The following is a 23,321-nucleotide window of genomic DNA, read 5'->3' as shown; positions in this document are numbered from 1 at the left end:
TCTAAGACAGAAGTTGCGAACCTGAGGTCTCTCGGCATACCAGTCTTCTGCGTGTTCCCCAACAATATGAAGGGGCTGACGGAGTCAATCAATCAGCTGGGCAAACTCTTCAGACGCGAGGCCGAGGCAAAGAAACTGGTGAGCGACATTGAGCTTGTGGTCAAGCGAGTCAAGCTGAAGGCAGAGAGGCTCACTAGAGGCAGGGGCCGGCCCAGGGTTCTGATCGCGCTGGACATCAAGCCGGTAGTAAGTGCGACTGCCGAGACCTTTATCGGCGAGCTTATCGAGATAGCCGGAGGTGTGAACGTGGTAGGGACTTGTGGCATTCGCTACCCGAAGTTGGGCCTGGAGACCATTGTGGCATCGGCACCGGACGTCATTCTCGTGACTGGGCACGGCAGTCGCAAGGGGTTGTTGAAGGACTTGCGCTCGTTGGCGAGGTGGAGAGAGATACCTGCGGTTAAGAATGGCAGGGTCTATTTGCTGGCTCCGGACGTCACGACTCGGCCGGGGCCAAGAGTGGTTGGGGCGCTGATGACGATTCACAAGAAGCTTTTTGCAGAATAGTCGTTGGATTGAAGTATTGAGAGAATGAATAACGTTAGCAGAAAAGACCTTTTGCGCTGGCTTATTGTCGCCCTGGCAGGTGCGCTGGTCGGGCTTTACGTAAGTGGGTTTTTCCCGGGGATGTGCGCCAGCCTGAGCAACGGACCGCGGTATGCCATCTTTGGCGTCTGTGGCGCCCTGGCGGCGATTCTCTACTTCATGTTCGTCTCAAGGCTTTTGACGGGCAAACCGGTCGGGGTCCTTGCGCAAGATAGCTATCTTTCGTTTCTGCCCGCCTTGTCACTTTTGACCATCCCTTTGTTTATCCCGCGATTCTCAACCTCCCTTAGGACTTATTTCCTCTGCTATATGGAGAAACTTGGGCCGAAAGCCTTTCTCTTCGCGCTGATCTTTGGGGCGCACGCCTTCATCATCGTAGCGTCCAACCCCAGGCTGCTGAAAAGGATGGACGCGTTCGTCGAGCGCAACGAGCGCCGTCTGCTCACGGCAATCGTGCTCATATATATCGTTTTTTTCTTATGCACGGGACTGTGGGACTATTACATCTTCGGCAACTGGCACGACCTCTCGAGGTTCACAACAGCACAGTATAGTGTGTCACAGGGACATTTCTTTCTGTCGAGGTTGCACACGCAATCGGGCAACCAGATATATGAGCTCGTGGGCGATCATTTTGCGCCCATAAAACTCATCATTCTGCCCTTTTTTCTTATCTTCAGAACGGCGGCTGTATTCATAGTTTTCAGGATTATTGTCATGGGTTGTGCCGCGATTCCTTTCTTTTTTCTAGCAAGGTTGCGGCTGAGTTCGCTCGAAAGCATAGTGCTTAGCGTTGCGTATCTGCTTATCCCCACGGCGATGGCCCAAAACTACGGCGGGTTTCATCCAGTCCTACTCGCAACATTCCTCGTGCCTTTGGTGATCTATTTTTTCGAGACGAGGCGCTTTGGCTGGTTCATGACTTTGATGGTGCTCTGCAACGGAATGAAGGAGAACGTGCCGTTCATAATGCTCCTCTTTCCGGTGTTTGCGGTCCTTCAGCGAAGGTCGAGAAAATGGATTCTCCTGCCGGCCGCCGTCAACGTTCTGTGGCTGATTGTGGTCTTTCTGATCCTGTTTCCGTTGTTCAGACCCCCAGACAATACGATGGTTGTGAAGTATCCATACGTTAAGTCCATCTCAAGTCTGGCGGTGGTCTTGCTGGACAAGCCCCACATCCTGATAGGAAACCTGCTGCAATTCCAAAGGCAGGAGTTCGCTTTCTATCTGTTGGCTCCTTTCCTCTTCATGCTTCCCTTCGGCAGTCTTTACTGCTTGATGGGCCTGCTCCCGGCCCTCGTTGTGGTTGGGCTGGTGAACTGGCCAGTCCCCATAACATTCCATCACGGCATTCTTCCTTCAGCTTTTCTTGGACCGGCGAGCCTGTTCACAATATCGCGATTGGCAGGCCGCCGGCGAGTCCTATTGATCGCAATATCGATTTTACTGCTAGTCGTCGCGATCTCCTACACCCCTATGTGGTGGGGCACAGCCAAGATGCACAAGGACACTTACTTCGAGGCGCAAAAAAAGGCGCTTAAGATGGTGCCTCCGAAGGTCCCTGTGGCCGCGTTTCGCTACATGCTGCCGCACCTTGCATCTAGCAACGATGTGTATTTTCTGCGCGAGAGCGCGCTTGAACCAGGCGGTGTGGAGTATGCTATCGTCAACGTCGAGAGGATTACAAGTTCGTGGGAGGCGACTGTGGCGGAGAAAGTCAGGAAAACTGGGCGCATTCGAGGTTTTGATCTGGTCTGGCGTGAGGGTCCAGTGTATGTATTTAGAAGACACCATGCTGCTGCTGAGGGGTTGAAGTGAGCACAAGAGCGGCGCTTCTTGTGATCTTTATTACCTCACTTCTTGTTCGGGGCGTGTTTGTCTGGGTCTTCGGGATTCCGCCAGTGATTCTCGACGGTCACGAGTATGACGTGATGGCCAAGAACATTCTGGCTGGTAATCCACTTGATAGGCAGCCCCCAGGCGAGGCTGAGTTCCCCATCAGGGTCCCTCTCTACGGTTATTTCGTCGCTCTGGTCTATTGGGCATTCGGCGCGTTCCCAAAGGCAGTCGTTGGCGTGCAGATCGTTCTCTCGACGCTTCTTTCAGCGCTCGTGTTCTATCTCGGTCTGCGGTATCTCGGCGATAGGTGGGCGGCGTTTGCCGCCGCCATGCTGCTTTCCCTGCATCTGCCGTCGGCCGTCCACTGCGGAGTGCTTTACCCGGACACCGTATTCGTTTTTCTGGTCGGTATCTCGGTCGTGGTTACCCTGCGTCTGTTGGAGAGAACTACATGGCCGTGGGCTCTCGCGACGGGAGTCATGCTAGGCATCACAACGCTCTGCAAAGCCGCCGGCCAGCTAATGATCGCTCTTGTCGTCTTGTTGATATTCGTTGCCGCAAAGTTGTCGCTGAAGAGACGGGTCTCGCTGGCGCTTGTGGCGGTCGTTGGTTTCATTATCGTCATGTCTCCGTGGGTGATCAGGAATTATGTCAAGTATAACGCCTTCATCCCTACTGGGACGCTCTTTGGACTCAATTTCCTGACCGGCAACTACCGGGATTTCCCGCCGCGCGACAATATCGCGAGGCCCTTGCTGCTGCCCGACGTCTTCGAGAAGTCTTTGTCGATGAACTGGGTGGAAAAAAACAAGTATCTCCGGGCTGAGGGGATGCGCACGTTCATCCAGAACCTATCTGATCTGCCGAGACGGGTGTTTATCAAGACACTCGTCGTTTTCATTGACTATCCCCGACTTACCCTGCTTAACAACGTCGGCTACTACACAATCATCCGACCGAGGGTCAGCCACGTGCTTGTCTGGGCCGGTGTGCTTCAGAACTCGCTCTACATCCTACTTGCACTGGGGGCGATCCTCCTTTGTAGGTCTGCGGACAAGCGACTCGTGATGCTGGTCGTGCTTCTCGTAGTCTATTTCTTGTCGGGATATGTTCTGACTCGTGCCCTCTCGCGATATGGCCTCGTGCTCTACCCATATATCTGCCTCTTTGCGGGCTGCACGCTGAGCAAGCTGCGAGCTTGCCGGCGTTTCACTGCGCCGCCAGGCCCATGACGAGGCCGGCGAGGTGTTGAAGCGAGCGGGCCTTGCCGCGGGTACAAGTTGGTCAGCCGATGTATTTGGCGATCTCCGGCGTCGAGACCGCCGTTGCTCGGTTTGATTTCTGGAGTTTTTCCCAATAATCAGATTGGAGCGGAGAACGTTGCGGCTGCCTCGCGGATGGAGGGCAGAAGCTCCTGCCCGAAGGGCAGACCATGGGTAGCCGCAGGCGTAGCCTGACGGTGCGAATAGCGCCACAATCCCCCCATTCTAACCTCCCCGTTGCGTTGCACGCACGGCTACCCACGGTATCCCCTCTCGGGGATTACAGCCTGCACTCCTCGTTCGCACCCGTTAGGTGAAAGAAGCAGCAACTCGGCTTTCGACATGAGCTCCCGTGCCTATGTGCCAGCCAGCTTCAGAGCTCAACTTCAGAAACGACCAATCTGATTTGGGGGGAGTGTTTTCATCTTGACTTTCAAGGGCACTTGAGATTATTGTTGTGCTCTAAGGATTTATTTGATGTGTGCTGGCGTAGCTCAGTGGTAGAGCAGCTGATTTGTAATCAGCCGGTCGGGGGTTCAAGTCCCTTCGCCAGCTTGAAGTTAACGCATGTTTAGTGGGGAGATACCCAAGCGGTCAAAGGGGGCAGGCTGTAAACCTGTTGGCGTAGCCTTCGGAGGTTCGAACCCTCCTCTCCCCATTTGGGCCGTTTTGTAGGAAGATTTGGCGGCTAATTACGTTTTTGACAAGATCGATGCGAAACCTAAAAGGAGGTATGAAAATGCATCGCAATATTATCCTGTCAATGGTGCTGGTAATGGTTCTTTTTACCAGCATGAGCTTGTGGGCAGCGTTGCCCAACGTCGGCGACGTCGCTGCGAACGTTCGGTATCAAGATATCGATACTGAGGAGGAGCTTTGGCTCTACGACGAGTATCCGGGCGCGATAGTTGTCCTCGAGATGTCGGCAACGTGGTGAAGCCACTGCCATGCTACGCTGGATGCGTATCAAACCTACATCTGGGATTACTTCAGACCTGATCAACCAGTTTACGTCATCTCGATGGGCTGCGACCATAGGACGGGCGAGTCTGCTGCGGCCTGGCGCGACTATAGGGATGAGGGCGGATACACCGTGGACTTCGGCTGGGACGAGTGGGGCGATGTTTACAGTAACTACATGGGCACGGGCTACCCGACGACGGTTGTGATCGACTGTCAGGAACCACCTATCGTCGTTTGGACAAGAGTGGGACGCTGCGATGACACTGGCTGTGCGCAGAATCTAAGGGACCAGATCGAGACGGACTGGCTACCGCTCTGTAATTCCGATCCCGAGCTCTCGACCCCGTCGTTCGATCCCACCTTTGGTCGGACCGATACCGACTTCAATTTCTACATAGACTACTACGATGACGAGGGGGACGCTCCGGCCTCGATTGTGGTCTATGTCAATGACGTGCCTCATGGGATGTTTCTCGACACTGGCGATCCGGACAACGGCACGTATGTATGGACTGGGACAATTGCCCAGGAAGGGCTAGCGACGTTCTACTTCACTGCCAATGATGGCAGGGGCGGGACAGCGCGCTTTCCCGGCTCTGGCGAGCTGGACGGGCCTTATGTCTATGACGATTACAATCCACCCTCATCCAGCTGTTCTGCGCCGGCTCGGTCTCAGAGCAACAACATAACTGTTGACTACACGTCATCGGACGACAAATCAGGCGTGTCAAGTGTCGATCTATGGATGCAGTGCAACGGTGGAGGTTATAGCCTAATAGACAGCTCGAGCAGCCAGAATGGCAGCTTCAACGTAACCCTGGCCTCGGGCAACGGAATCTATGATTTCTACACACGGGCGACTGATATTGTCGGAAATGAGGAGGACCCGCCTGGGTCGCCTGACGCCTCGACAATATATGACGACATGGCGCCGGATTCTTTGGCGACCGCGGGTATCGTGTATTACTGGAAGAATCTGCCGGTTCAGGTTGATTTCACCGCTGACGACAACCTCAGTGGCGTGGATTCGACCGTGCTTTGGTATCGCCATGAGGGCGGTGCGTGGACCAATAGTGGGCTCTCTGAGGGAGGCGTTGCCGGCACGTTTGACTTCTATGCGCCTCAAGGTCAAGGCGCCTATGCTTTCTACACCATAGCGACAGACCTCAATGGGAACGTTGAGAATCCGCCCGCGGCTTCGCAGGCCAATGTTCTCTATGACGCGACGAAGCCGGTCTCGAGCTGCACGAGCACAGATGAGACGAACGCTGTCTCGGTCGATGTCGATTTTACGGCGTCCGACAACGACCAGCTGGATCAGACCGCTCTGTGGTATCAATATGAGGGCGGCGCGTGGACGGGCACCGGCCAGACGAATTCCGCTGGTTCTGGGACTTTCACGTTCACGTTCGCTGCTGGGGACGGCGTGTATGGCTTCTACACAATTGCACAAGACATGGCCGGCAATGTCGAGGACGCGCCGGCCGCGGCGGACACAACGGTCAATCTTGACCAGACGATGCCTGAGTCAAGCTGCACGGCAGACCCGCTGGTCAGCGAAGTTCCGTTCGATGTGCATTTTACGGCCTCGGACGCTGGGACAGGCGTTGCCTCGACCAAGCTTTGGTATCGTTTTGCTGGGGAGACCCAGTGGCGTGATTCCTACCAAAGTCTGGCAGGCGTAAGCGGCACTTTCTCGCTCGACCCCATTGCCTTAACACCACAGTTGGGGGACGGCGATTACGAGCTCATAACTATTGCCACCGACAACGTCGGCAATAAAGAGGCGCCGCCTGGCATACCCGATGCTACCGTGTTACTTGATAGAACGTCTCCGCTCTCCTCGGTTGATTGTATCAGCCAGACGACTGCTTCGCCGCTGGCTCTGAATTACAGCGCGAACGACAGCCTTTCTGGCATCGCGAAGGTCGCGCTTTGGTATAGCTTTGACGGAGGAGATTGGGCAGATTCTGGCCTGTTTGACACTTTCGGGACTTCTGGCTATTCAGTTTCTGCCGAGAGCGGGACGTTCCAGTTCGTTTTTCCGCACGGGGACGGCGTCTATGATTTCATGAGTCTCGCGACGGATGCTGCGGGAAACGTGGAAGTGCCGGGCGCTGCGGACTGCACGTGCACGTTTGACACGACGCCTCCGGTGAGCAGTGGCCAGACTGGTGGTGTTGTGAACGACCCGACGATAGCTGTGACGTTCAGTTCGGCGGATGATTATACTGGAATCTCGGACGTTCATCTGTTCTATCGTTACACTGACTTAAACGGTGTTATAGATGACACGCTTCGGGACACCGGGCGCTATTCGGAAGAGGCCTCCGGCCAGTTCGTCTGGGCGCCCGACATGGGGCCTGGATACTACAACTTCTACGTTGCGGCGACCGACGGTGCAGGAAACGTGGAGGGAACGGACGGCGACGCGGACGCGACCTGCCTTTACGACCCGAGGTTTGCGCTTTCCAGCATGGACGCGCCCGGGTATGTCACGGAGCCGACTGTGCCGATTACGTTTGGCGTTGACATCGGCAACGATGGTTATGACCACGTTACGCTGTATTATCGATACGGCGCGACGTTGGGCGATGCAGATTCGGCCAGCTGGATCACGACCTCAACGGTCTCGACGGACCCTTCTGGAGCGTTTGATTTTAGCTGCGCAGACGGCGATGGCTTCTACCAGTTCTTCACTCGGGCAACGAGCGGTAGTTGGATTATGGAGCCGATCCCTGAGACGCCAGATGCCACCACGCTCTATGACGGCATTGCGCCGGAGACATCGGTCAGCGCGACCTCCATCAGCCCAGGTGCGCAGTTTAACCTGACATACACCACGGTCGAGGACTATGGCCTGGTCAAGATCGACATCTACTACTGTTATCAGGGGACCTGCTACCTGTTCACGACGGTTCACGATACAAATGGGACGGTCGTGTTTAACACCCAGGGCAACGAGGGCGTTTACGAGTTCTATACGATAGGGACGGACACGGCCGGCAACGTGGAGGGTATCCCGCCGGGTGGCTACGATTGCGCTGTTGCGGTCGATCTGCTGCCGCCTCAATCGGTTGCGAGCGTTGACGCTTACGGAACAGGCTTCCCGATCGAGGTGACCTTTGGTGCTAGCGACACAGTAACGCAGGTTACCAACGTGGCCCTCTGGGTGAAGTTCGAGGACGGAGGCTGGGTCGATACTGGCCTTTCAGGGGTGGGCGAGCTGGGCACTCTGGACTTTACGCCTGCTTCTGCCCTTGAGGGTACCTATTACTTCTACACGGTGGCGTCGGACGAGGCCGGCCACACTGAGGCGGCTCCGGCTGCGCCGGACGACCAGATAACGATAGACTGGACTGCGCCTCAGACGAGCTGCGACTCGCCCGAGTTCACGAATGATACGACAGTGCCGGTGACCTATACGGCGTCTGACGCGGTTTCTGGGATGAGCTCCGTCTCCGGATGGATATACACGGGTGGCGCCTGGCAGGATACAGGCTTGGTTGGTCCGGCCAACGGTGGCGTCATCAACGTTGATGTCTCGGCGTGGGGCGAGGGCACGTTCGGGTTCTGCACGGTTGGCCGCGATAACAGTGGTAACGTTGAGGCGTTGCCCTCTGAGCCGGTAACGACGACGCTCTACGATGCGACGGAGCCGACGTCTGCGGCTGGCCTTCCTACCGAGGGCGTTTTTGCCAATACGACGCCGATCAATGTGCCATACACGGCGGATGATTCGGCAAGCGGTTTAGCTAGCGTGTCGCTCTGGTTCAAGTTTGACGGCGGGCTTTGGGAGGATTCTGGGCTTACCAATGTGGCGAGCGGCTTGTCAGTTATGGCAGATGGCAGCTTCTCGTTCGAGGCTCCCCATGGCGATGGCACCTACGAGTTCGCAACGCGAGCTCTGGATAACGCGGGCAATCTGGAGTCACTGCCGGAGTCGCCGGACGGTGGTGCCTTGGTCTTTGACCAGACGGCGCCGACCTCCTCCGTGGCGTTTGAGGGGACCTATGCCATCGCGTTCCCCGTTACGCTTCCGTTCACTGCGGCTGACACGACGTCGGGCATCGCAAGTGTAGCTCTTTACGTGTCGCTTGACGGCGGAGCTTATGAGGATACTGCCCTAAGAGCGACCGGCACCGAGGGGAGCTTCGACTACACGCCAGAGACGCTTGTCGCCGGGGTTTATAGATTCTATGCCATCGCAACGGACAATGCGGGCAACGCTGAGTCTGTGCCAGGTGAGCCGGATGCGACCGTCATATTCGACACAGTCGCCCCTGTCTCCGTGGCGAGCGTATCCGCTGAATACACGAACAGCTTCCGATAGCCGTTTCGTTCACTGCTTCTGATGGCGGAACTGGGCTTGTGGGTGTGGAACTCTGGGTGAGTTTCGGCAACGAGGCCTTCGTTGATACGGGTCTTTCCTCAACCAAGTCCTCAGGCAGATTCAACTACATGCCGGGTACCTTGACTGACGGGACGTTCAGCTTCTATACAATAGCCTCGGACGTTGCCGGGAACGTCGAGGCGGCGCCTGATGCGGCTGACGGGTCGATCGTGGTGGACCGGACGGTTCCGACGTCGTCGTGCTCGATCGAGGAAACCTTTGTCAACGCATTCCCGCTCTCGGTTGACTACACGAGTGCAGACACCGGAACGGGCGTTGAGCACATCGATCTCTACTACCGCTACGGCGATGGTAGCTGGGCGAAGGCAACGATGCTGACGGAGGCATCGGGCACGTTCGCCTTCACGCCTGATATTGCCGCAGATGGGTATTACGAGTTCTACACTAAGGCGTTCGACTATGCTCTGAACGCGGAGCCGACCGCTGGGCCGGACGACGGCGTCAGGGTTGACGCCACGACGCCGATCTCATCGGTAACAGCTCCGGCTTCGGTGAAGGCGGTTCCTTTTTATGTTCTGTTCACCGCTCGGGACGATGGGGCAGGCGTTTCAACGACCGGGCTTTGGTTCAGCTACAATGGTGGTGAGTGGGTAGATTCCGGGCTCGAGAGAACTGGAACAGCCGGTCAGTTCGAGTTCACCGCCCCTGAGGGTCAGGGGAGTTATCGGTTCTACACTGTTTGTGAGGACAAGGTCGGCAACGTGGAGGCTGCGCCAAGCGTTCCAGATGCTTTGACTGTTTATCACATCCCTGCGCCAGACGCGTATGTCAGCACGAACAGCCTGGACTTTGGGGAGGTGGACGTTGGGACGCAGGCTCTAAGTTCATTTACGATCAGCAACTACGGTGACGCGAACTTAACCATCAGCGAGGTCTCGAGCGATGATCCTGTGTTTCCAGTCTTGTTCACGGGCGACCTGCCTCAGAAGCTTGCGCCGGGCGTCAGTGTGATGGTCAGCGTGGCGTTTGCGCCTTATGTAGAGGGTGATTTTGTGGGTGAGATCCTGGTCGTTACTGATGATCCGGATACGCCTGTAATGACGATTGCTCTCTCGGGCGCCGGTGTCGAGGTTTCTGGTGAGTTCACGGTGGATATATGGCCGAATGAGAATACGTTCCATTTCGGTGACACGTTGACGATCGAGATGAGCGTTGCCAACACCGATGAGCCGGTGTCGATCGACCTCTATGCAGTTCTGACGTTTGACTATGGGGATAGTGAGGAGCGTAGCTGGTCCGCCTCATCGGGTGGCACTTGGACAGAAGGCTTCTCGATGTATAGGACCGCCTGGGAGATCGAGACAGGGCACGACGAGACGACGGAGCTTCTTTCTGAGACGCTGCCTTGTGAGGTGCCGATGGTGGTCAAGTCAGGCGCTTACACGCTCAGGATTGCCGCGCTTCGCACGGGCACGTTTGAATTCGTGACTGATATGGTAACAACGGGACTTTGGGTTGTGGGCGAGCCCTTTGTGGATATTTCGGCGGACAAGGAGACGTATTCGGCGAACGGTGACACGGTTCAGCTTTCGCTTGACGCAGAGGTGCCGTTCGCGCTGACGGCGGACTTCTACGTCGTGATGTTCGCGCCCGATGGGTCTTTCTGGTGTCCAACTGGATTTGGGGAGGCCGGATGGGTTCAGGGCTGTGCTCCAATGCTCGCGGGGATTTCGTTGAATGCAGGCTTTGAGCTCTCGAGCGTTGCTTTCACAATGAACCTACCCGCATGGGCGCCGTTCAATCAGATTGGCGACTACGTGATCTACGCGGCACTTACTGAGCCAGGGACGATGACGCCGCTTTCTGATATTGGTTTGGCGACTTTTTCGCTGCAATAGCGATAGCTCCGAAGAGTGTTTAATTGTTAATTGACGGGCGCCTCGGTGCTTGAGGCGCCCGTTTTTTGTTTTGGGTTTTGAAAAACTACGGAACATGGGCGGTCGCGGTGTGTTTTTTCTCTTGACTTGACTGCAAAAGTTGAGTAGTGTTCTGCTTTATCTGAATTGGACAGTTTGGTGGACATTTTTTGCTTGCCCTGTGGCATGGCTTTGAAAGGCGGTTGATCGCCGAGGCTGGGAGGTGCGGGGGTTTTTTTACGTTTGTTAAGAATGATATTGACTTAGTTCGTGCAGACCCTATATTTGTTATAGAAGTTGGTTGAGGGAGTAGAGTGCTGGCGCTTGCTTACTGGCTGTTAGATTGGGCTTTTCGCACCTTTCATGGGCGAGGGGGTGTTGTATTAGTCGGCCTCGAACGAGGGATTCGGGCGGGAATAGCTCAGTTGGCTAGAGCATCAGCCTTCCAAGCTGAGGGTCGCGGGTTCGAATCCCGTTTCCCGCTTAGTTATTTGACATTTATATCTGCCCACGTAGCTCAGTAGGTTGAGCACTTCCTTGGTAAGGAAGAGGACACCGGTTCAAGTCCGGTCGTGGGCTTCTGAGACGAGTTCTGGGACAGAAGAGACGATTTTGAGGAACGTTAAGGTTGTTTGCTGGATTCCTCGCATTGACTGTATTTTAGGAGGTTTATGATGGCAAAGGCGAAGTACGAGCGGACGAAGCCTCATGTGAACGTTGGCACGATCGGTCACATTGACCACGGTAAGACGACGTTGACTGCTGCGTTGACGCTTTGTCTTTCCAAGAGGGGGCTTGCTGAGTACACACCGTTCGACAGGATCGACAAGGCCCCCGAGGAGCGTGAGCGAGGGATAACGATCGCTATTGCTCACGTCGAGTATGAAACGGATAAGAGGCATTACGCACACGTAGATTGTCCAGGTCATGTTGATTACATAAAGAACATGATCACGGGAGCGGCTCAGATGGATGGGGCGATTCTGGTTGTTGCGGCGGACGACGGTCCGAAGTTACAGACAAGGGAGCATATTCTTCTCGCCAAACAAGTGGGCGTGCCTTACATAGTTGTCTATCTCAACAAGACCGATTTGGTTGACGATCCAGACTTGATCGAGATCATCGACATGGAAGTTCGTGAGCTGCTGAACAAGTATGAGTATCCCGGAGACGATGTGCCGATAATCCGTGGTTCGGCTCGGAAGGCTCTTGAGTGTGGCTGCGGCAAGGATGAATGTGAGAACTGCGGGTCAATTTTTGAGCTCGTGCATGCCGTTGATGACTACATTCCGACACCGGAGAGAGCCATTGAAAAGCCGTTTCTGATGTCTGTCGAGGACGTTTTCAGCATCCAAGGACGAGGCACGGTAGCGACAGGGAGAATCGAGCGCGGCGTGATCAAGATGGGTGAAGACGTTGAGATAGTGGGGATTCACGAGACACGGAAGACGGTGTGCACAGGTGTTGAGATGTTCCGCAAGACGCTCGATACTGGCGAGGCGGGCGACAACATTGGGGTGCTGTTGCGTGGGATCAAGCGTAGTGAGGTCCAGCGTGGCCAGGTCATAGCCAAGCCTGGGACTATCACGCCGCACACGCACTTCAAGGCAAGGATTTACGTTCTGTCCGAAAAAGAGGGCGGTCGGCACAAGCCGTTCTTCAACGGCTATCGGCCGCAGTTTTATTTCAGGACAACCGATGTGACTGGGACGATCAGTCTTCCGGAGAACGTCAACATGATAATGCCGGGCGACAACGTTGACATGGAAGTCCGGCTGATATGCCCGATCGCGATGGAGGTGGAGCAGCGCTTCGCCATCCGCGAGGGTGGCAGGACGGTTGGGGCCGGTGCGATCACAGAGATAATCGAGTAACATTATAGTCTGGAGAGCAGCTGGTGGCCAAGAAGGCTAAGAAGCAGCGAGAGATAGTCACGCTCGGCTGTGTGGACTGCAAGCGCCGGAACTACACTACCACGCGGAATAAGCGTAAGCACCAGGATAAGTTAGAGCTGAGCAAGTATTGCAGGTTTTGCAGGAAACATACCTCTCACAAAGAGGTCAGATAGCGCCTCGAGGCCGGACTGATATATGAAGGCCAGTAGCTCTAATGGTTAGAGCGCCGGGCTCCAAATCCGGAAGTTGGGGGTTCGAATCCCTCCTGGCCTGCCATTCGAGTTGTGGACTTAGCACGATGATGATATGGGGTCAAGATGAACAAGCTCATAACGTTCCTTCGGGATGTTCGGCTTGAACTAAAGCGAGTAACGTGGCCGAACAAGGATCAGATAATGTCAGCGACGGTGGTTGTGATCGTGGCGACGCTGATTGTGTCGGCGTATCTCGGTGTGGTGGACAAGTTGTTCTCTGTGCTACTGCATTTCGCGTTGAAGTAGGGGTTTAGGTTTGGAGCGTTCAGTCTTGACATCAGGAAACGAGGGCGAGGAGGGTCGCGAGGTTCAGCCAGAGGAGATCGCTGCATCCGCCTCTTCTCAGGAAGAGGCTGCGGTGGGCGAGGCGACCTCGGATGAGTCTGGCGCGGAGGAAGAGGACAGCCGGTTCCACTGGTATGCGGTTCACACGTATTCCGGCTACGAGAAGTCAGTCAGCAAGGCCATATCTTTTTTGAGCGAGACGCACAAGGAGCTTAAGGGCAAGATAGCCCGTATTTACGTTCCGACGGAACAGGTTAAAACGAGGCGCCTTGATGGACGCGAGATGAGGCGAGAGCGTGCCCTTTTCCCCGGATATGTGTTCTTGCGGATGGAGCTTACTCGGGATGTAGTTAATGTCTGCACCGCAGCGCCGAAAGTAATTGGTTTCGTCAAGTCTGGCGACGATGAGTTGCAGATGTTTACGGACGAGGAGATAACGGCGATCGAGGAGGGCAAGAAGCAGAGACAGCGCGCGGGCGTGAGGGAGGTTCCTTTCGCGGTTGGGGACCGCGTTAAGATAGTCGAGGGCTTGTTTGCGCCTTTTTCAGGAGACGTTGAGGATGTGTCGGGTGACAAGAAGCGGTTGAAGGTAACGGTGGGGATATTTGGACGCCCGATTCCTGTTGAGCTTTCTTTTGATCAGGTTGAGCTTGCGGGTGAGGAGGATTAGGAAGCATGAGAGAGGATAGGTGCTTTGGCTAAAGAGGTTATCGCGAGGTTGAAGCTGCAGATAGAGGGTGGTGCGGCGACACCTGCTCCCCCCGTGGGGACCGCACTTGGTCAGTATCGGGTTGCGCCCGTGGAGTTTTGCAAGCAGTTCAATGAGCGGACGAAGGATCAGAAAGGTTTGATAATACCGGCTGTGATTACCATATATAAGGACCGGTCGTTTTCGTTCGTGACTAAGAATCCGCCGGCTGGTTTTCTCTTAAAGCGAGCGGTTGGTCTTGCGAAAGGCTCCGCGGAGCCGAACAAGACGAAGGTTGGTCGTATAACTCGTGCGCAGCTCGAGGAAGTGGCCCGACAGAAAATGCCAGACCTCAATGCGATAGACATTGATGGTGCGGTGAAGATACTCAGCGGGACAGCCAGGAGCATGGGCATCGAGGTCGAGGATTAGTTGGTTTTGTTGGGTTTGGGCAATTGAGAGAAGTAGTGCAATGACGAGACGGGGCAAGATGTATTTGGAGGCGTCGGCCAAGATCGATAGCGAGATGTATTACACTCTGGAGCAGGCAATAGAGATGGCTTGTGAGTTGTCGTTCACGAAGTTCAACGAGACGTTGGACTTGGCAGGGCGACTTGGTGTCGATCCGCGGCATGCTGATCAGATGGTTCGGGGCACGGTGAATCTTCCGCATGGCACGGGTAAGGAGGTCCGCGTGCTGGTTTTTGCGAAGGGTGAAAAGGAGAAAGAGGCTGAGGCGGCCGGTGCTGATTTCGTTGGCGGGGATGAGTTGATCACGAAGATACAGGGCGGTTGGCTGGAGTTTGACGCGGTTGTTGCAACGCCAGATATGATGTCGAAGGTTGGCAAGCTTGGGCGCATTCTTGGCCCCAGGCGGTTAATGCCTTCGCCTAAGACTGGGACGGTAACGTTTGAGGTCGCGAGGGCTGTCGAGGAGCTTAAAGCTGGCAAGATTGAGTTCAAGGTTGACCGGACGTCGAACATCCATGTGCCGTTTGGGAAGCGGGATTTTGGGAAGGTTCTTTTGGTTGAGAACGCAAGGGCGTTTCTTGAGAGTCTGATCAGGGCCAAGCCGGTTGCGAGCAAAGGTCGCTACCTGAAGAGCCTGACGGTATCGACAACGATGGGTCCGGGGATAAAGATTGACCCGGTGCAAACAGCTGCATCACTGAAGGGCTAGGTTACAACATGGTTCGAGGATTGGAATACAAGCGGGCAGTTGTGAAAGACCTGTCTGGCCGGTTTTCTACCGCGGAGGCGGTTGTGCTTGTTGACTTTTCGGGTGTTTCGGTGTCCGAGATAACCGAGCTTCGGAACAAGGCGCGGGATGCGAATGTAGATTACATTGTTGCCAAGAACAACCTGATCAGGCGTGCGATAACGGGCACACCGTTGGAGTGTTTGGACTCTGATCTGGTGGGGCAGACAGCGTTAGGGATTGGATATGATGGGTCCTTAGTGGCGTTGAAAATTCTCACGGACGCTGCAAAGGGGCTTGAAGGCCTTAAGATAAAAGCTGGTTTCGTGGATGGCGAGTATGCCTCAGGGGAGGAGGTAACGGCGATAGCCAAGTTGCCGAGCAAACCGCAGTTGGTTGGGAGGTTGGCTAGTGTATTGCAGGCACCGATTTCAAAGCTGGTTTTTGTCCTGAATGGGCCGGTCACCGGGCTTGTCAGAACATTGCAGGCGATCAAAGAGAAAAAAGAGGGCAGGCCGTCGAGCGCCTCGGAGTGAGGTCGGCGGATTTTGTGAGCCCATCTTTTTAATAAGTGGAGGAAGTGCATGGTAGAGCTAACGAAGGAGCAGGTGGTCGAATTCATAGAGAACATGTCCGTGAAGGACCTTTCGACCATGGTCAAGGAGCTTGAGGAGCGATTTGGAGTTTCGGCCGCAGCGTTCGCACCCGCGGCTGTGGCAGGAGTGCCGGCGGGTGAGGCGGCTGAGGCCGCCGCGGAGAAGACCGAGTTTGACGTGCTTTTGAAGTCGTTTGGCGAGAAGAAGATACACGTGATCAAGGCGATTCGCAGCCTGATCAATCTGGGGTTGAAGGAGAGCAAGGAGCTTGTCGAATCGGCACCGGCAAAGGTGAAGGAGGGCCTCAGCAAGGAAGATGCAGAGGAGTTCAAGAAGGTCATCGAGGAAGCGGGCGGTACCGTCGAGATCCAGTAATTGGGGAGGTATTAGATGATATCGGCGAGTAAGCCGGTTGACATTAGGCGGAGTTACGTCAAGACGAGAAGTGCCGTCGAGATTCCGTCGCTGCTGGCGGTTCAGACGGAGTCATTTGACAGGTTCCTGCAGCGAGAGGTTCCGCCGGAGAAGCGGCAGTCGATAGGCGCAGAAGCTGTATTTGAGGAGATTTTTCCCATTGAGAACGCGAGTCGCAACTGCGAGCTCGAGTTTGTGGCTTATGAGGTGGGTGCGGAATATGTGTGTCCTTGTGGGCAGACATCGCATTATTTTCAGAGCTTGGAGCCATGCGAGCGGTGTGGTCACTTGGCAATGCGGCGGCTCGGGACGCGTTATACGGAGGAGGAGTGCCTGCAGCGCGAGATGACGTATGCTGCGTCGATGCGAGTGAGGCTTCGCCTCAAGAGGTTCGACGTTTCGGACGAGGTGAGGAAGCCGAAGAAAGAGGGGATAGTTGAGCAGACGATTTTCCTGTGCGAGATGCCGTTAATGACCTCGAAGGGCACTTTCATAATCAATGGGACTGAGCGGACTATTGTGAACCAGCTGCACCGTTCTCCTGGCGTTTTCTTTGCCCGGTCTAAGGAGGTTGGGCGTGAGGACTACTCTGCTCGCATCGTTCCGGAACGTGGGCCGTGGCTTGAGTTTTTATTCGATGCGAGCGGTGTGCTTCAGGCCCGCGTGGACACGAACAAGCGTAAGCGGCGGATACCCGCCTCCTCAGTGTTGCGTGCGCTTGGTTTAAGGACGAAGGAAGAGGTGATCCAGTGCTTCATCGGCGTTGAGCAGGTGGAGATGTCGCCGGACGGTAGTTTCAAGAGCAAGTTGAATCGGAAGATACATCTTGCCTATCGGCCCAAGCAGGACGTAGTTGACCCCCAGAGCGGGGCAGTTCTTGTAAGGAAGCATCACAGGATATCGAAGGCCGCACTTGCGAGGATCGATAAGAGTGAGCTGGAGTATCTCCCCATGAGTCGTGAGGAGTTCTTGGGGCGTGAGGTTGTCTGGGACATCCACGACGAGGAGGACAACGTTATCGTTCCGATGAACAAGGAGCTGGACGACGCCGACCTTGATGCGATTCAGAGGGCTCAAGTCGAGCGGTTTGAGCTGTATCCTTCCCGGAGCGCTGAGTTTGCGAACATGCTCTTCGAGACAGTCGAGGCGGAGAAGATTGGGTTAGATGTCGTGTCCGAGGAGCCGGAGCAGCAAAGCAAGGATCAGGCCGCCAGCCGGTCCTACCTGAGCTCATTCGCAGATGCTAGCGACGATGAGGCGGCTCGGAAGTTTTTTAATAATTTGTTTTTTAATCCCAAGAGATACGATCTTTCCGAGATAGGTCGCCTTCGGTTCAATTTCAAGTTCAAGAAGAAGACGCCGCTTTCAGAGCGGAGTTTGACGCGTGAGGACGTGATCGACACGATTGCGTATTTGTTCAAGTTGAAGGCTGGCGAGGGCGAGGTTGATGACATTGATCATTTAGGTAACAGGCGCGTTCGGAGAGTAGGCGAGCTCCTTGAGAACCAGTTTCGTTTGGGGCTTCTTCGTCTGGAGCGTCTTATTCGGGAGAAGATCAATTCGCAAGATGTGGAGGAGCTCAAGCCACAGGACCTGGTGAACTCGAAGGTCGTCAGCGGCGTGATCCGGGAGTTTTTTGGCGGCAGCCAGCTGTCGCAGTTTTTGGAGCAGACCAACCCACTTGCGGAGCTGACCCACAAACGTAGGCTTAGTGCGCTTGGCCCGGGCGGGCTGACGCGGGAGCGGGCGACGTTTGAGGTCAGGGACGTTCATCCGACACACTATGGGCGTATATGTCCGATAGAGACTCCTGAGGGTCCGAACATTGGCCTTTTGGCTTCATTGACGGTATTGGCAAGGGTCAACGACCGGGGGTTCATTGAGACGCCGTATCGTGAGTTGGACAAGGATGGCCATGTTGCAGAGACTGTTACCTACCTCGACGCTCACGAGGAGGACGAATATCACATCGCTCAGGCTAGTGAGCCGCTAACTAAGGACGGGCACCTGGCTTCGGACAGGGTGGCCTCCCGGTTCAGAGGTAATTTCCACACTGAGGCGTCGTTGAAGATAAAGTATTTGGATGCCTCGCCAGGTCAGATCGTTAGTATGTCCGCGGCTCTAATCCCGTTTCTGGAGCATGATGATGCGAACCGAGCGCTTATGGGCTCGAACATGCAGCGTCAGGGGGTTCCGTTGATGCAGCCCTCGGCCCCTCTTGTGGGAACGGGGATGGAGAAGATCGCAGCCAGGGATTCTGGAGTGGTTCAGACCGCTAGGCGAAGCGGTGAAGTTGTAAGTGTAACAGGCAGCCGAATCGTGGCTGAGGCTGATGACGAGGTGATCTTCGATGAGAACGGCAATCGGCTTTCTGATGGCAAGTTCGATTTTTATTACCTAAAGAAGTTTATGAAATCCAATCAGAACACGTGCATAAACGAGCGTCCATCAGTTCGCGTTGGCGAGAGGGTGAAGGCCGGCGATTTGATAACGGATGGTTACGCCATCAGTGGCGGTGAGCTTGCGCTTGGTCGGGATATATTGGTCGCTTTCATGCCCTGGCACGGCTATAATTACGAGGACGCCATTTTGGTTTCTGAGCGTGTTGTTCGTGATGATATCTTCACCTCGATTCACGTCGAGGAGTTCATGACAGAGGCTAGAGACAACAAGCTCGGGCCTGACGAGATCACTCCGGACATCCCGAACGTTCGCCCCGAGGCGCTTCGGCATTTGGATAGCAGCGGTATTGCCAGAATTGGCTCTAAGGTTGGTCCGGGCGACATCTTGGTTGGGAAGGTTACTCCGAAGGCTGAGACGCAGCTCTCGCCGGAGGAGAAGCTGCTGAAGGCCTTGTTTGGTGACAAGGCGCGAGAGGTCAAGAACGCCTCACTGTTTGTGCATCCGGGCGTGAGCGGGACCGTAATTGACGTGCGGGTTTTTGCGCGCCGTTCGGCTGAGGAGCAGCTTGGCAAGCACAAGGTCATCCAAGCTGCACTGGCGAACATCCAGAGTCGCGAGGATGACGAGCGGAGGGTTATTACAGCTGGTCGGGACAGGATCATGCGTCGCATTCTTTCCGGGGCAGTTCTCACACACGAGTATGTCGTTCCTGGAACGAAGAAGGTCATTTGTAGGAAAGGCAAGAAGATTGCCCGCACTAGACTTGCGAAGCTCATCTATTACGTGCTTCATGAGATCGCTCAAAAAGAGGAGGGCGAGCTCGGGGCACGACTAAGGCAGGTGGAGAAGCTCGCCAGCGACCAGATAGGGCTGATGGAGACGCGTTATAGAGAGCAGCGCGAGAGGATACGTGGTGGGGACGAACTCAGGCCGGGCGTGATTCAGATGGTAAAGGTTTACGTGGCGATAAAGCGTAACCTGAACGTTGGGGATAAGATGGCCGGTCGACACGGTAACAAGGGCGTTGTGGCCAAGGTGCTTCCGATTGAGAGCCTGCCTTATCTTGAGGATGGTACGCCGGTGGATATGGTGCTAAGTCCGCTTGGTGTCCCGTCACGGATGAACGTCGGGCAGTTGTTGGAGACGCACCTGGGGTGGGCCTCGAAGGTTATAGGCGATAAGACGGGTGCGATGCTGAATAATGGGTGCGACACTAAGGCCCTTCGAGATTGGCTCCTCGCCATCTACGAGGGTGATGAAGCGAAGGAGGCCGACCTTAAGAGGTATTCCGACAGCGACCTCAGGGGGTTCGCTAGCGTGATTGCGAAGTATGGGCTGCCAGTGGCCTGTCCAGTGTTCTCGAGTGCCACAGAGGAAGAGATAGGACATGCCCTTTCGCTTGCAGGTCTGCCCGAAAATGGGAAAGTTATGCTTTATGATGGGCAGACTGGCAAGCCATTCGACCAGAAGGTAACGGTGGGTTACATCTATGTGATGAAGCTCGATCATTTGGTTGACGACAAGATGCATGCCCGTTCAACCGGTCCGTATTCGTTGGTTACACAGCAGCCACTTGGAGGCAAGGCCCAGTCCGGTGGGCAGAGGCTGGGAGAGATGGAAGTCTGGTCGCTTGAGGCGTTTGGAGCTGCGAACGCACTTCAGGAGTTCTTGACGGTCAAAAGCGATGATGTGGAGGGTCGCAACAAGATATACGAGGCGATTGTGAAGGGACAGGACCTAGCAAGACCGGGAACGCCGGAATCATTCAACGTCTTGATCAAGGAGCTTCAGAGCCTTGGCCTCGACTTAGAGCTTTTGGAGACGCGGAGGCGCCCACGGTTCTCTCGGGCTTCTCTTGAGTTTGAGCGGGTTGAAGATGGGATCAAAATAACAAGGTGACCGGAGGTTATGTGTTGGACAGATCAATAGATCTTTTTGACAAGCCCAGAGAACCGAAGCCGTTTGATGCTATTCGGATAGGTTTGGCATCTCCGGAGCGGATTCGGGAGTGGTCCCATGGCGAGGTGAAGAAGCCAGAGACGATCAACTATCGCACTTTCAAGCCCGAGCGTGATGGGCTCTTCTGCGCTAGGATATTTGGCCCAGTGAAGGACTTTGAGTGTAACTGCGGCAAGTATAAGCGCATGAAGCACCGGGGGATTGTATGTGAGAAGTGTCACGTTGAGGTCATCCGGTCGATTGTTCGTCGAGAGCGGCTTGGGCACATAGAATTGGCATGTCCGGTCGCACATATATGGTTTTTCAAGGCGCCTCCTTCACGGATTGGGTACTTGCTGGACATGACGATCAAGCAGCTCGAGCGCGTCATTTACTATGAGTCTTACGTAGTGATTGAGCCCGGGGAATCTGGCCTTAAGAGAGGCAAGCTTGTCTCGGAGGATGAGTACCGGCATTTGAAGAATGTTCTTGGCCTGCGAGTTCAAATGGGCGCTGAGGCGATTCGGGAGCTTCTGCAGCTTTTGCAGCTTGATGAGTTGGCAGAGGAGTTGCGGGCATCGCTTCGTCCGAGGGTTAAGATCAAGGACATCAGGGACAGCGATTTCGAGGTCAATCAGATCGTTGATAGGCTTCTGTTTGAGGAGGTTTCGGAGCGCATCATGGAGGAGGGCGGCTCGCCGCCGGAGGGCAAGGCGGTTCGGATACCGGTGCAGACGTCCAAGAAGGCGGTCAAGCGGCTGAAGATAGTGGAGGACTTACGCCACTCGGGGACCGCGGGTCGGATGGTGAACAAGCCTGAGTGGATGATCCTTACCGTTATTCCGGTGTTGCCACCGGACCTGAGGCCGCTCGTGCCTCTCGATGGTGGGCGATTTGCCACTTCCGACCTGAACGATCTTTATAGAAGGGTGCTCAATCGTAATAATCGTCTTAAGAAGCTGTTAGCGTTGAAGGCCCCAGAAGTGATAGTTCGTAACGAGAAGCGGATGCTTCAGGAGGCGGTCGATGCGCTTTTGGATAACACGCGTCGTTCCAGGCCGGTCGTTGCGCCTCATAATCGGCCTGTTCGTTCTCTGACGGACATGCTTCGGGGGAAGCAGGGGAGGTTCCGGCAGAATCTACTTGGGAAGCGAGTTGACTACTCAGGCCGTTCGGTGATTGTGATTGGGCCTCACCTTGGCATTCATCAGTGCGGGCTTCCGAAGCGGATGGCACTGGAGCTGTTCAAGCCATTTATCTATAACCGTCTTCTACAGGATGGGCTGGCGGCAACGGTCAAGAGCGCGAGGAAGATGGTGGATTCGGAGCATGTTGAGGTTTGGCGTATTCTCAACGAAATAGTTCAGAAACACACCGTCATGTTGAATCGAGCGCCTACGTTGCACCGGCTGGGCGTTCAGTCCTTTAAGCCTATTTTGATCGAGGGTAAGGCGATCGAAGTGCCCGCCCTCGTTTGCGCTGCCTTCAATGCTGATTTTGATGGTGACCAGATGGCGGTGCATGTGCCACTGTCGGTGAGGTCTCAGGCGGAGTCACTCTGTCTGATGCTTGCGAGCAACAATGTTCTCTCGCCTGCAAACGGCCATCCGCTGGCTGTGCCATCGAGGGACATGGTGCTGGGGTGTTTTTACTTGACAAAGGTTCGTGAGGAGGTTCCCAGGGGTGGGGTGTTTGCCGACTTGGATGAGGTGATAACGGTGCACTCACTTGGGGGTATTTCGCTCTTGGACACCATTAGGGTTAGAATACCCGTCTTCAAGTGTAGCGTGTGCGGGAATCTGATTCAGTCGAGATCGCATCCCCGCAAATGCCTTGTTTGCTTAGGAGAGGAGTTCACGCCTGCGGTCACGTGGTTGTGCGAGAAGTGTGGCTTTGTCCGCCAGAAGGAGCAAAAGGTGAAAAGATGCCCTCGCTGCGGCGGGACTAATAGCTTTAAGTACCGAAACGCGGTCGTATCGACGCCGGGTCGTATCATACTTAACGCCACGATGCCGGAAGGCTACCCGTTAATCAATGAAGTGATGACGCAGCGTGCCATTGCGAAGCACATAACTCAGATCCACACGTTGTTTGGGCTTGCAGAGACAGTGAGGGTGCTGGATAATCTGAAAGACTTGGGTTTCAAATACAGCACACTCTCGGGCGTCTCCATCTCGATCACCGACATCACGATCCCGAAGGATAAGCACGAGATCGTGAAAGATGCGGACGAGAAAGTCGGGCGCGTGATCTCGGATTTTAACCGTGGCCGGATCACCGATGGGGAGCGGCATAACAAGACGGTCGATATCTGGACGAAGGCCAAGAACCTCGTTTCCAAGAATGTTATCTCGGCGCTTGCGGCGTCGAAGGCGGATGGTGGTGGTGTGGATTTCGGTGCAGCGGAGGGGCTCAATCCAGTTTTCATGATGATGTACTCTGGAGCTAGAGGCAGCACCGAGCAGATACTGCAGCTTGCAGGCATGAGAGGCCTTATGAGCAAGACCTCGGGCGAGATCATCGAGGCACCAATCAATGCCAATTTTCGGGAGGGGTTGAGCGTTCTAGAGTATTTCATCTCGACTCACGGTGGTCGGAAGGGGTTGGCGGATACGGCTCTTAAGACATCGAACGCTGGCTATTTGACCCGGATTCTAGTTGATGTCGCGCAGGAGGTGATCGTAACAGAGGATGACTGCGGCACGATCAA

15 protein-coding genes, 5 tRNA genes and 1 pseudogene are annotated in these 23,321 nt (G+C 55.1%); all 21 read left to right on the top strand.

Annotated elements, in window-relative coordinates:
• The coding region (locus tag VM163_03205; protein HUT02877.1) for a helical backbone metal receptor at window positions 1-567 on the top strand (567 nt) is incomplete at its 5' end.
• Between the two features lie 24 nt (window positions 568-591).
• A complete protein-coding gene (locus tag VM163_03200) occupies window positions 592-2,424 on the top strand; it encodes a DUF2079 domain-containing protein (GenBank protein HUT02876.1) in 1,833 nt (610 codons plus the stop codon).
• Window positions 2,421-3,677, top strand: a complete 1,257-nt coding sequence (locus VM163_03195) for a glycosyltransferase family 39 protein (GenBank protein ID HUT02875.1) — start codon at window positions 2,421-2,423, stop codon at window positions 3,675-3,677. Before VM163_03200 ends, VM163_03195 begins: the two co-directional genes overlap by 4 nt.
• 513 nt (window positions 3,678-4,190) lie before the next feature.
• Window positions 4,191-4,262: transfer RNA gene (locus VM163_03190), tRNA-Thr, on the top strand.
• A 21-nt stretch (window positions 4,263-4,283) separates the two neighbouring features.
• A tRNA-Tyr gene (locus VM163_03185) sits at window positions 4,284-4,365 on the top strand.
• An 81-nt stretch (window positions 4,366-4,446) separates the two neighbouring features.
• Window positions 4,447-4,644, top strand: coding sequence for a hypothetical protein (locus VM163_03180; GenBank protein ID HUT02874.1), 198 nt, complete (start codon window positions 4,447-4,449; stop codon window positions 4,642-4,644).
• Window positions 4,645-4,728: 84 nt separating this feature from the next.
• Window positions 4,729-9,003, top strand: a complete 4,275-nt coding sequence (locus VM163_03175; protein HUT02873.1) for an Ig-like domain repeat protein — start codon at window positions 4,729-4,731, stop codon at window positions 9,001-9,003.
• A 38-nt stretch (window positions 9,004-9,041) separates the two neighbouring features.
• Entirely contained in the window at window positions 9,042-10,922 is a 1,881-nt protein-coding gene (locus VM163_03170; protein HUT02872.1) for a choice-of-anchor D domain-containing protein, read from the top strand.
• 428 nt (window positions 10,923-11,350) lie between these two features.
• Window positions 11,351-11,424 (top strand) — tRNA-Gly (locus VM163_03165).
• 22 nt (window positions 11,425-11,446) lie between these two features.
• Window positions 11,447-11,519 (top strand) — tRNA-Thr (locus VM163_03160).
• Window positions 11,520-11,614: 95 nt separating this feature from the next.
• The gene (gene tuf / locus VM163_03155; GenBank protein ID HUT02871.1) at window positions 11,615-12,814 is read left to right on the top strand and encodes an elongation factor Tu; all 1,200 of its coding nucleotides are present in this window, start codon (window positions 11,615-11,617) and stop codon (window positions 12,812-12,814) included.
• A gap of 23 nt (window positions 12,815-12,837) precedes the next feature.
• Window positions 12,838-13,008: a 50S ribosomal protein L33 gene (rpmG, locus tag VM163_03150; protein HUT02870.1), complete on the top strand. Its 171-nt coding sequence runs from the start codon at window positions 12,838-12,840 to the stop codon at window positions 13,006-13,008.
• A 26-nt stretch (window positions 13,009-13,034) separates the two neighbouring features.
• Window positions 13,035-13,111 (top strand) — tRNA-Trp (locus VM163_03145).
• A gap of 41 nt (window positions 13,112-13,152) precedes the next feature.
• Window positions 13,153-13,335 carry a preprotein translocase subunit SecE gene (gene secE, locus VM163_03140; protein HUT02869.1) on the top strand — a complete coding sequence of 61 codons (183 nt, stop codon included), beginning with the start codon at window positions 13,153-13,155 and terminating at the stop codon, window positions 13,333-13,335.
• Between the two features lie 25 nt (window positions 13,336-13,360).
• Complete coding sequence (gene nusG, locus VM163_03135; protein HUT02868.1) at window positions 13,361-14,044, top strand: transcription termination/antitermination protein NusG; 684 nt, start codon at window positions 13,361-13,363, stop codon at window positions 14,042-14,044.
• A 24-nt stretch (window positions 14,045-14,068) separates the two neighbouring features.
• On the top strand, window positions 14,069-14,494 hold the full coding sequence (rplK, locus tag VM163_03130; GenBank protein ID HUT02867.1) for a 50S ribosomal protein L11: 426 nt from the start codon (window positions 14,069-14,071) through the stop codon (window positions 14,492-14,494).
• A gap of 40 nt (window positions 14,495-14,534) precedes the next feature.
• Window positions 14,535-15,242 (top strand): 50S ribosomal protein L1, encoded by a 708-nt coding sequence (rplA, locus tag VM163_03125; protein ID HUT02866.1) that lies wholly within the window; start codon window positions 14,535-14,537, stop codon window positions 15,240-15,242.
• A gap of 8 nt (window positions 15,243-15,250) precedes the next feature.
• On the top strand, window positions 15,251-15,796 hold the full coding sequence (gene rplJ / locus VM163_03120; GenBank protein ID HUT02865.1) for a 50S ribosomal protein L10: 546 nt from the start codon (window positions 15,251-15,253) through the stop codon (window positions 15,794-15,796).
• A 48-nt stretch (window positions 15,797-15,844) separates the two neighbouring features.
• A complete protein-coding gene (gene rplL, locus VM163_03115; protein ID HUT02864.1) occupies window positions 15,845-16,231 on the top strand; it encodes a 50S ribosomal protein L7/L12 in 387 nt (128 codons plus the stop codon).
• A 15-nt stretch (window positions 16,232-16,246) separates the two neighbouring features.
• A pseudogene (rpoB, locus tag VM163_03110) lies at window positions 16,247-20,494 on the top strand (DNA-directed RNA polymerase subunit beta).
• Window positions 20,495-20,586: 92 nt separating this feature from the next.
• Window positions 20,587-23,321 (top strand): DNA-directed RNA polymerase subunit beta' (locus tag VM163_03105; protein ID HUT02863.1); only part of this gene is annotated, 2,735 nt, incomplete at its 3' end.

This window comes from bacterium, assembly GCA_035527515.1.
Taxonomy (GTDB): domain Bacteria; phylum B130-G9; class B130-G9; order B130-G9; family B130-G9; genus B130-G9.
This window is presented reverse-complemented; position numbering and strand designations above follow the sequence as displayed.

Bases quoted from the DNA above. Each gene is read 5' to 3' on its own strand.
- tuf (HUT02871.1), top strand. From the start codon at position 11,615: ATGGCAAAGGCGAAGTACGAGCGGACGAAGCCTCATGTGAACGTTGGC.
- VM163_03200 (HUT02876.1), top strand. From the start codon at position 592: ATGAATAACGTTAGCAGAAAAGACCTTTTGCGCTGGCTTATTGTCGCC.
- rplJ (HUT02865.1), top strand. From the start codon at position 15,251: ATGGTTCGAGGATTGGAATACAAGCGGGCAGTTGTGAAAGACCTGTCT.
- secE (HUT02869.1), top strand. From the start codon at position 13,153: ATGAACAAGCTCATAACGTTCCTTCGGGATGTTCGGCTTGAACTAAAG.
- VM163_03180 (HUT02874.1), top strand. From the start codon at position 4,447: ATGCATCGCAATATTATCCTGTCAATGGTGCTGGTAATGGTTCTTTTT.
- rplA (HUT02866.1), top strand. From the start codon at position 14,535: ATGACGAGACGGGGCAAGATGTATTTGGAGGCGTCGGCCAAGATCGAT.
- rplL (HUT02864.1), top strand. From the start codon at position 15,845: ATGGTAGAGCTAACGAAGGAGCAGGTGGTCGAATTCATAGAGAACATG.
- VM163_03175 (HUT02873.1), top strand. From the start codon at position 4,729: ATGGGCTGCGACCATAGGACGGGCGAGTCTGCTGCGGCCTGGCGCGAC.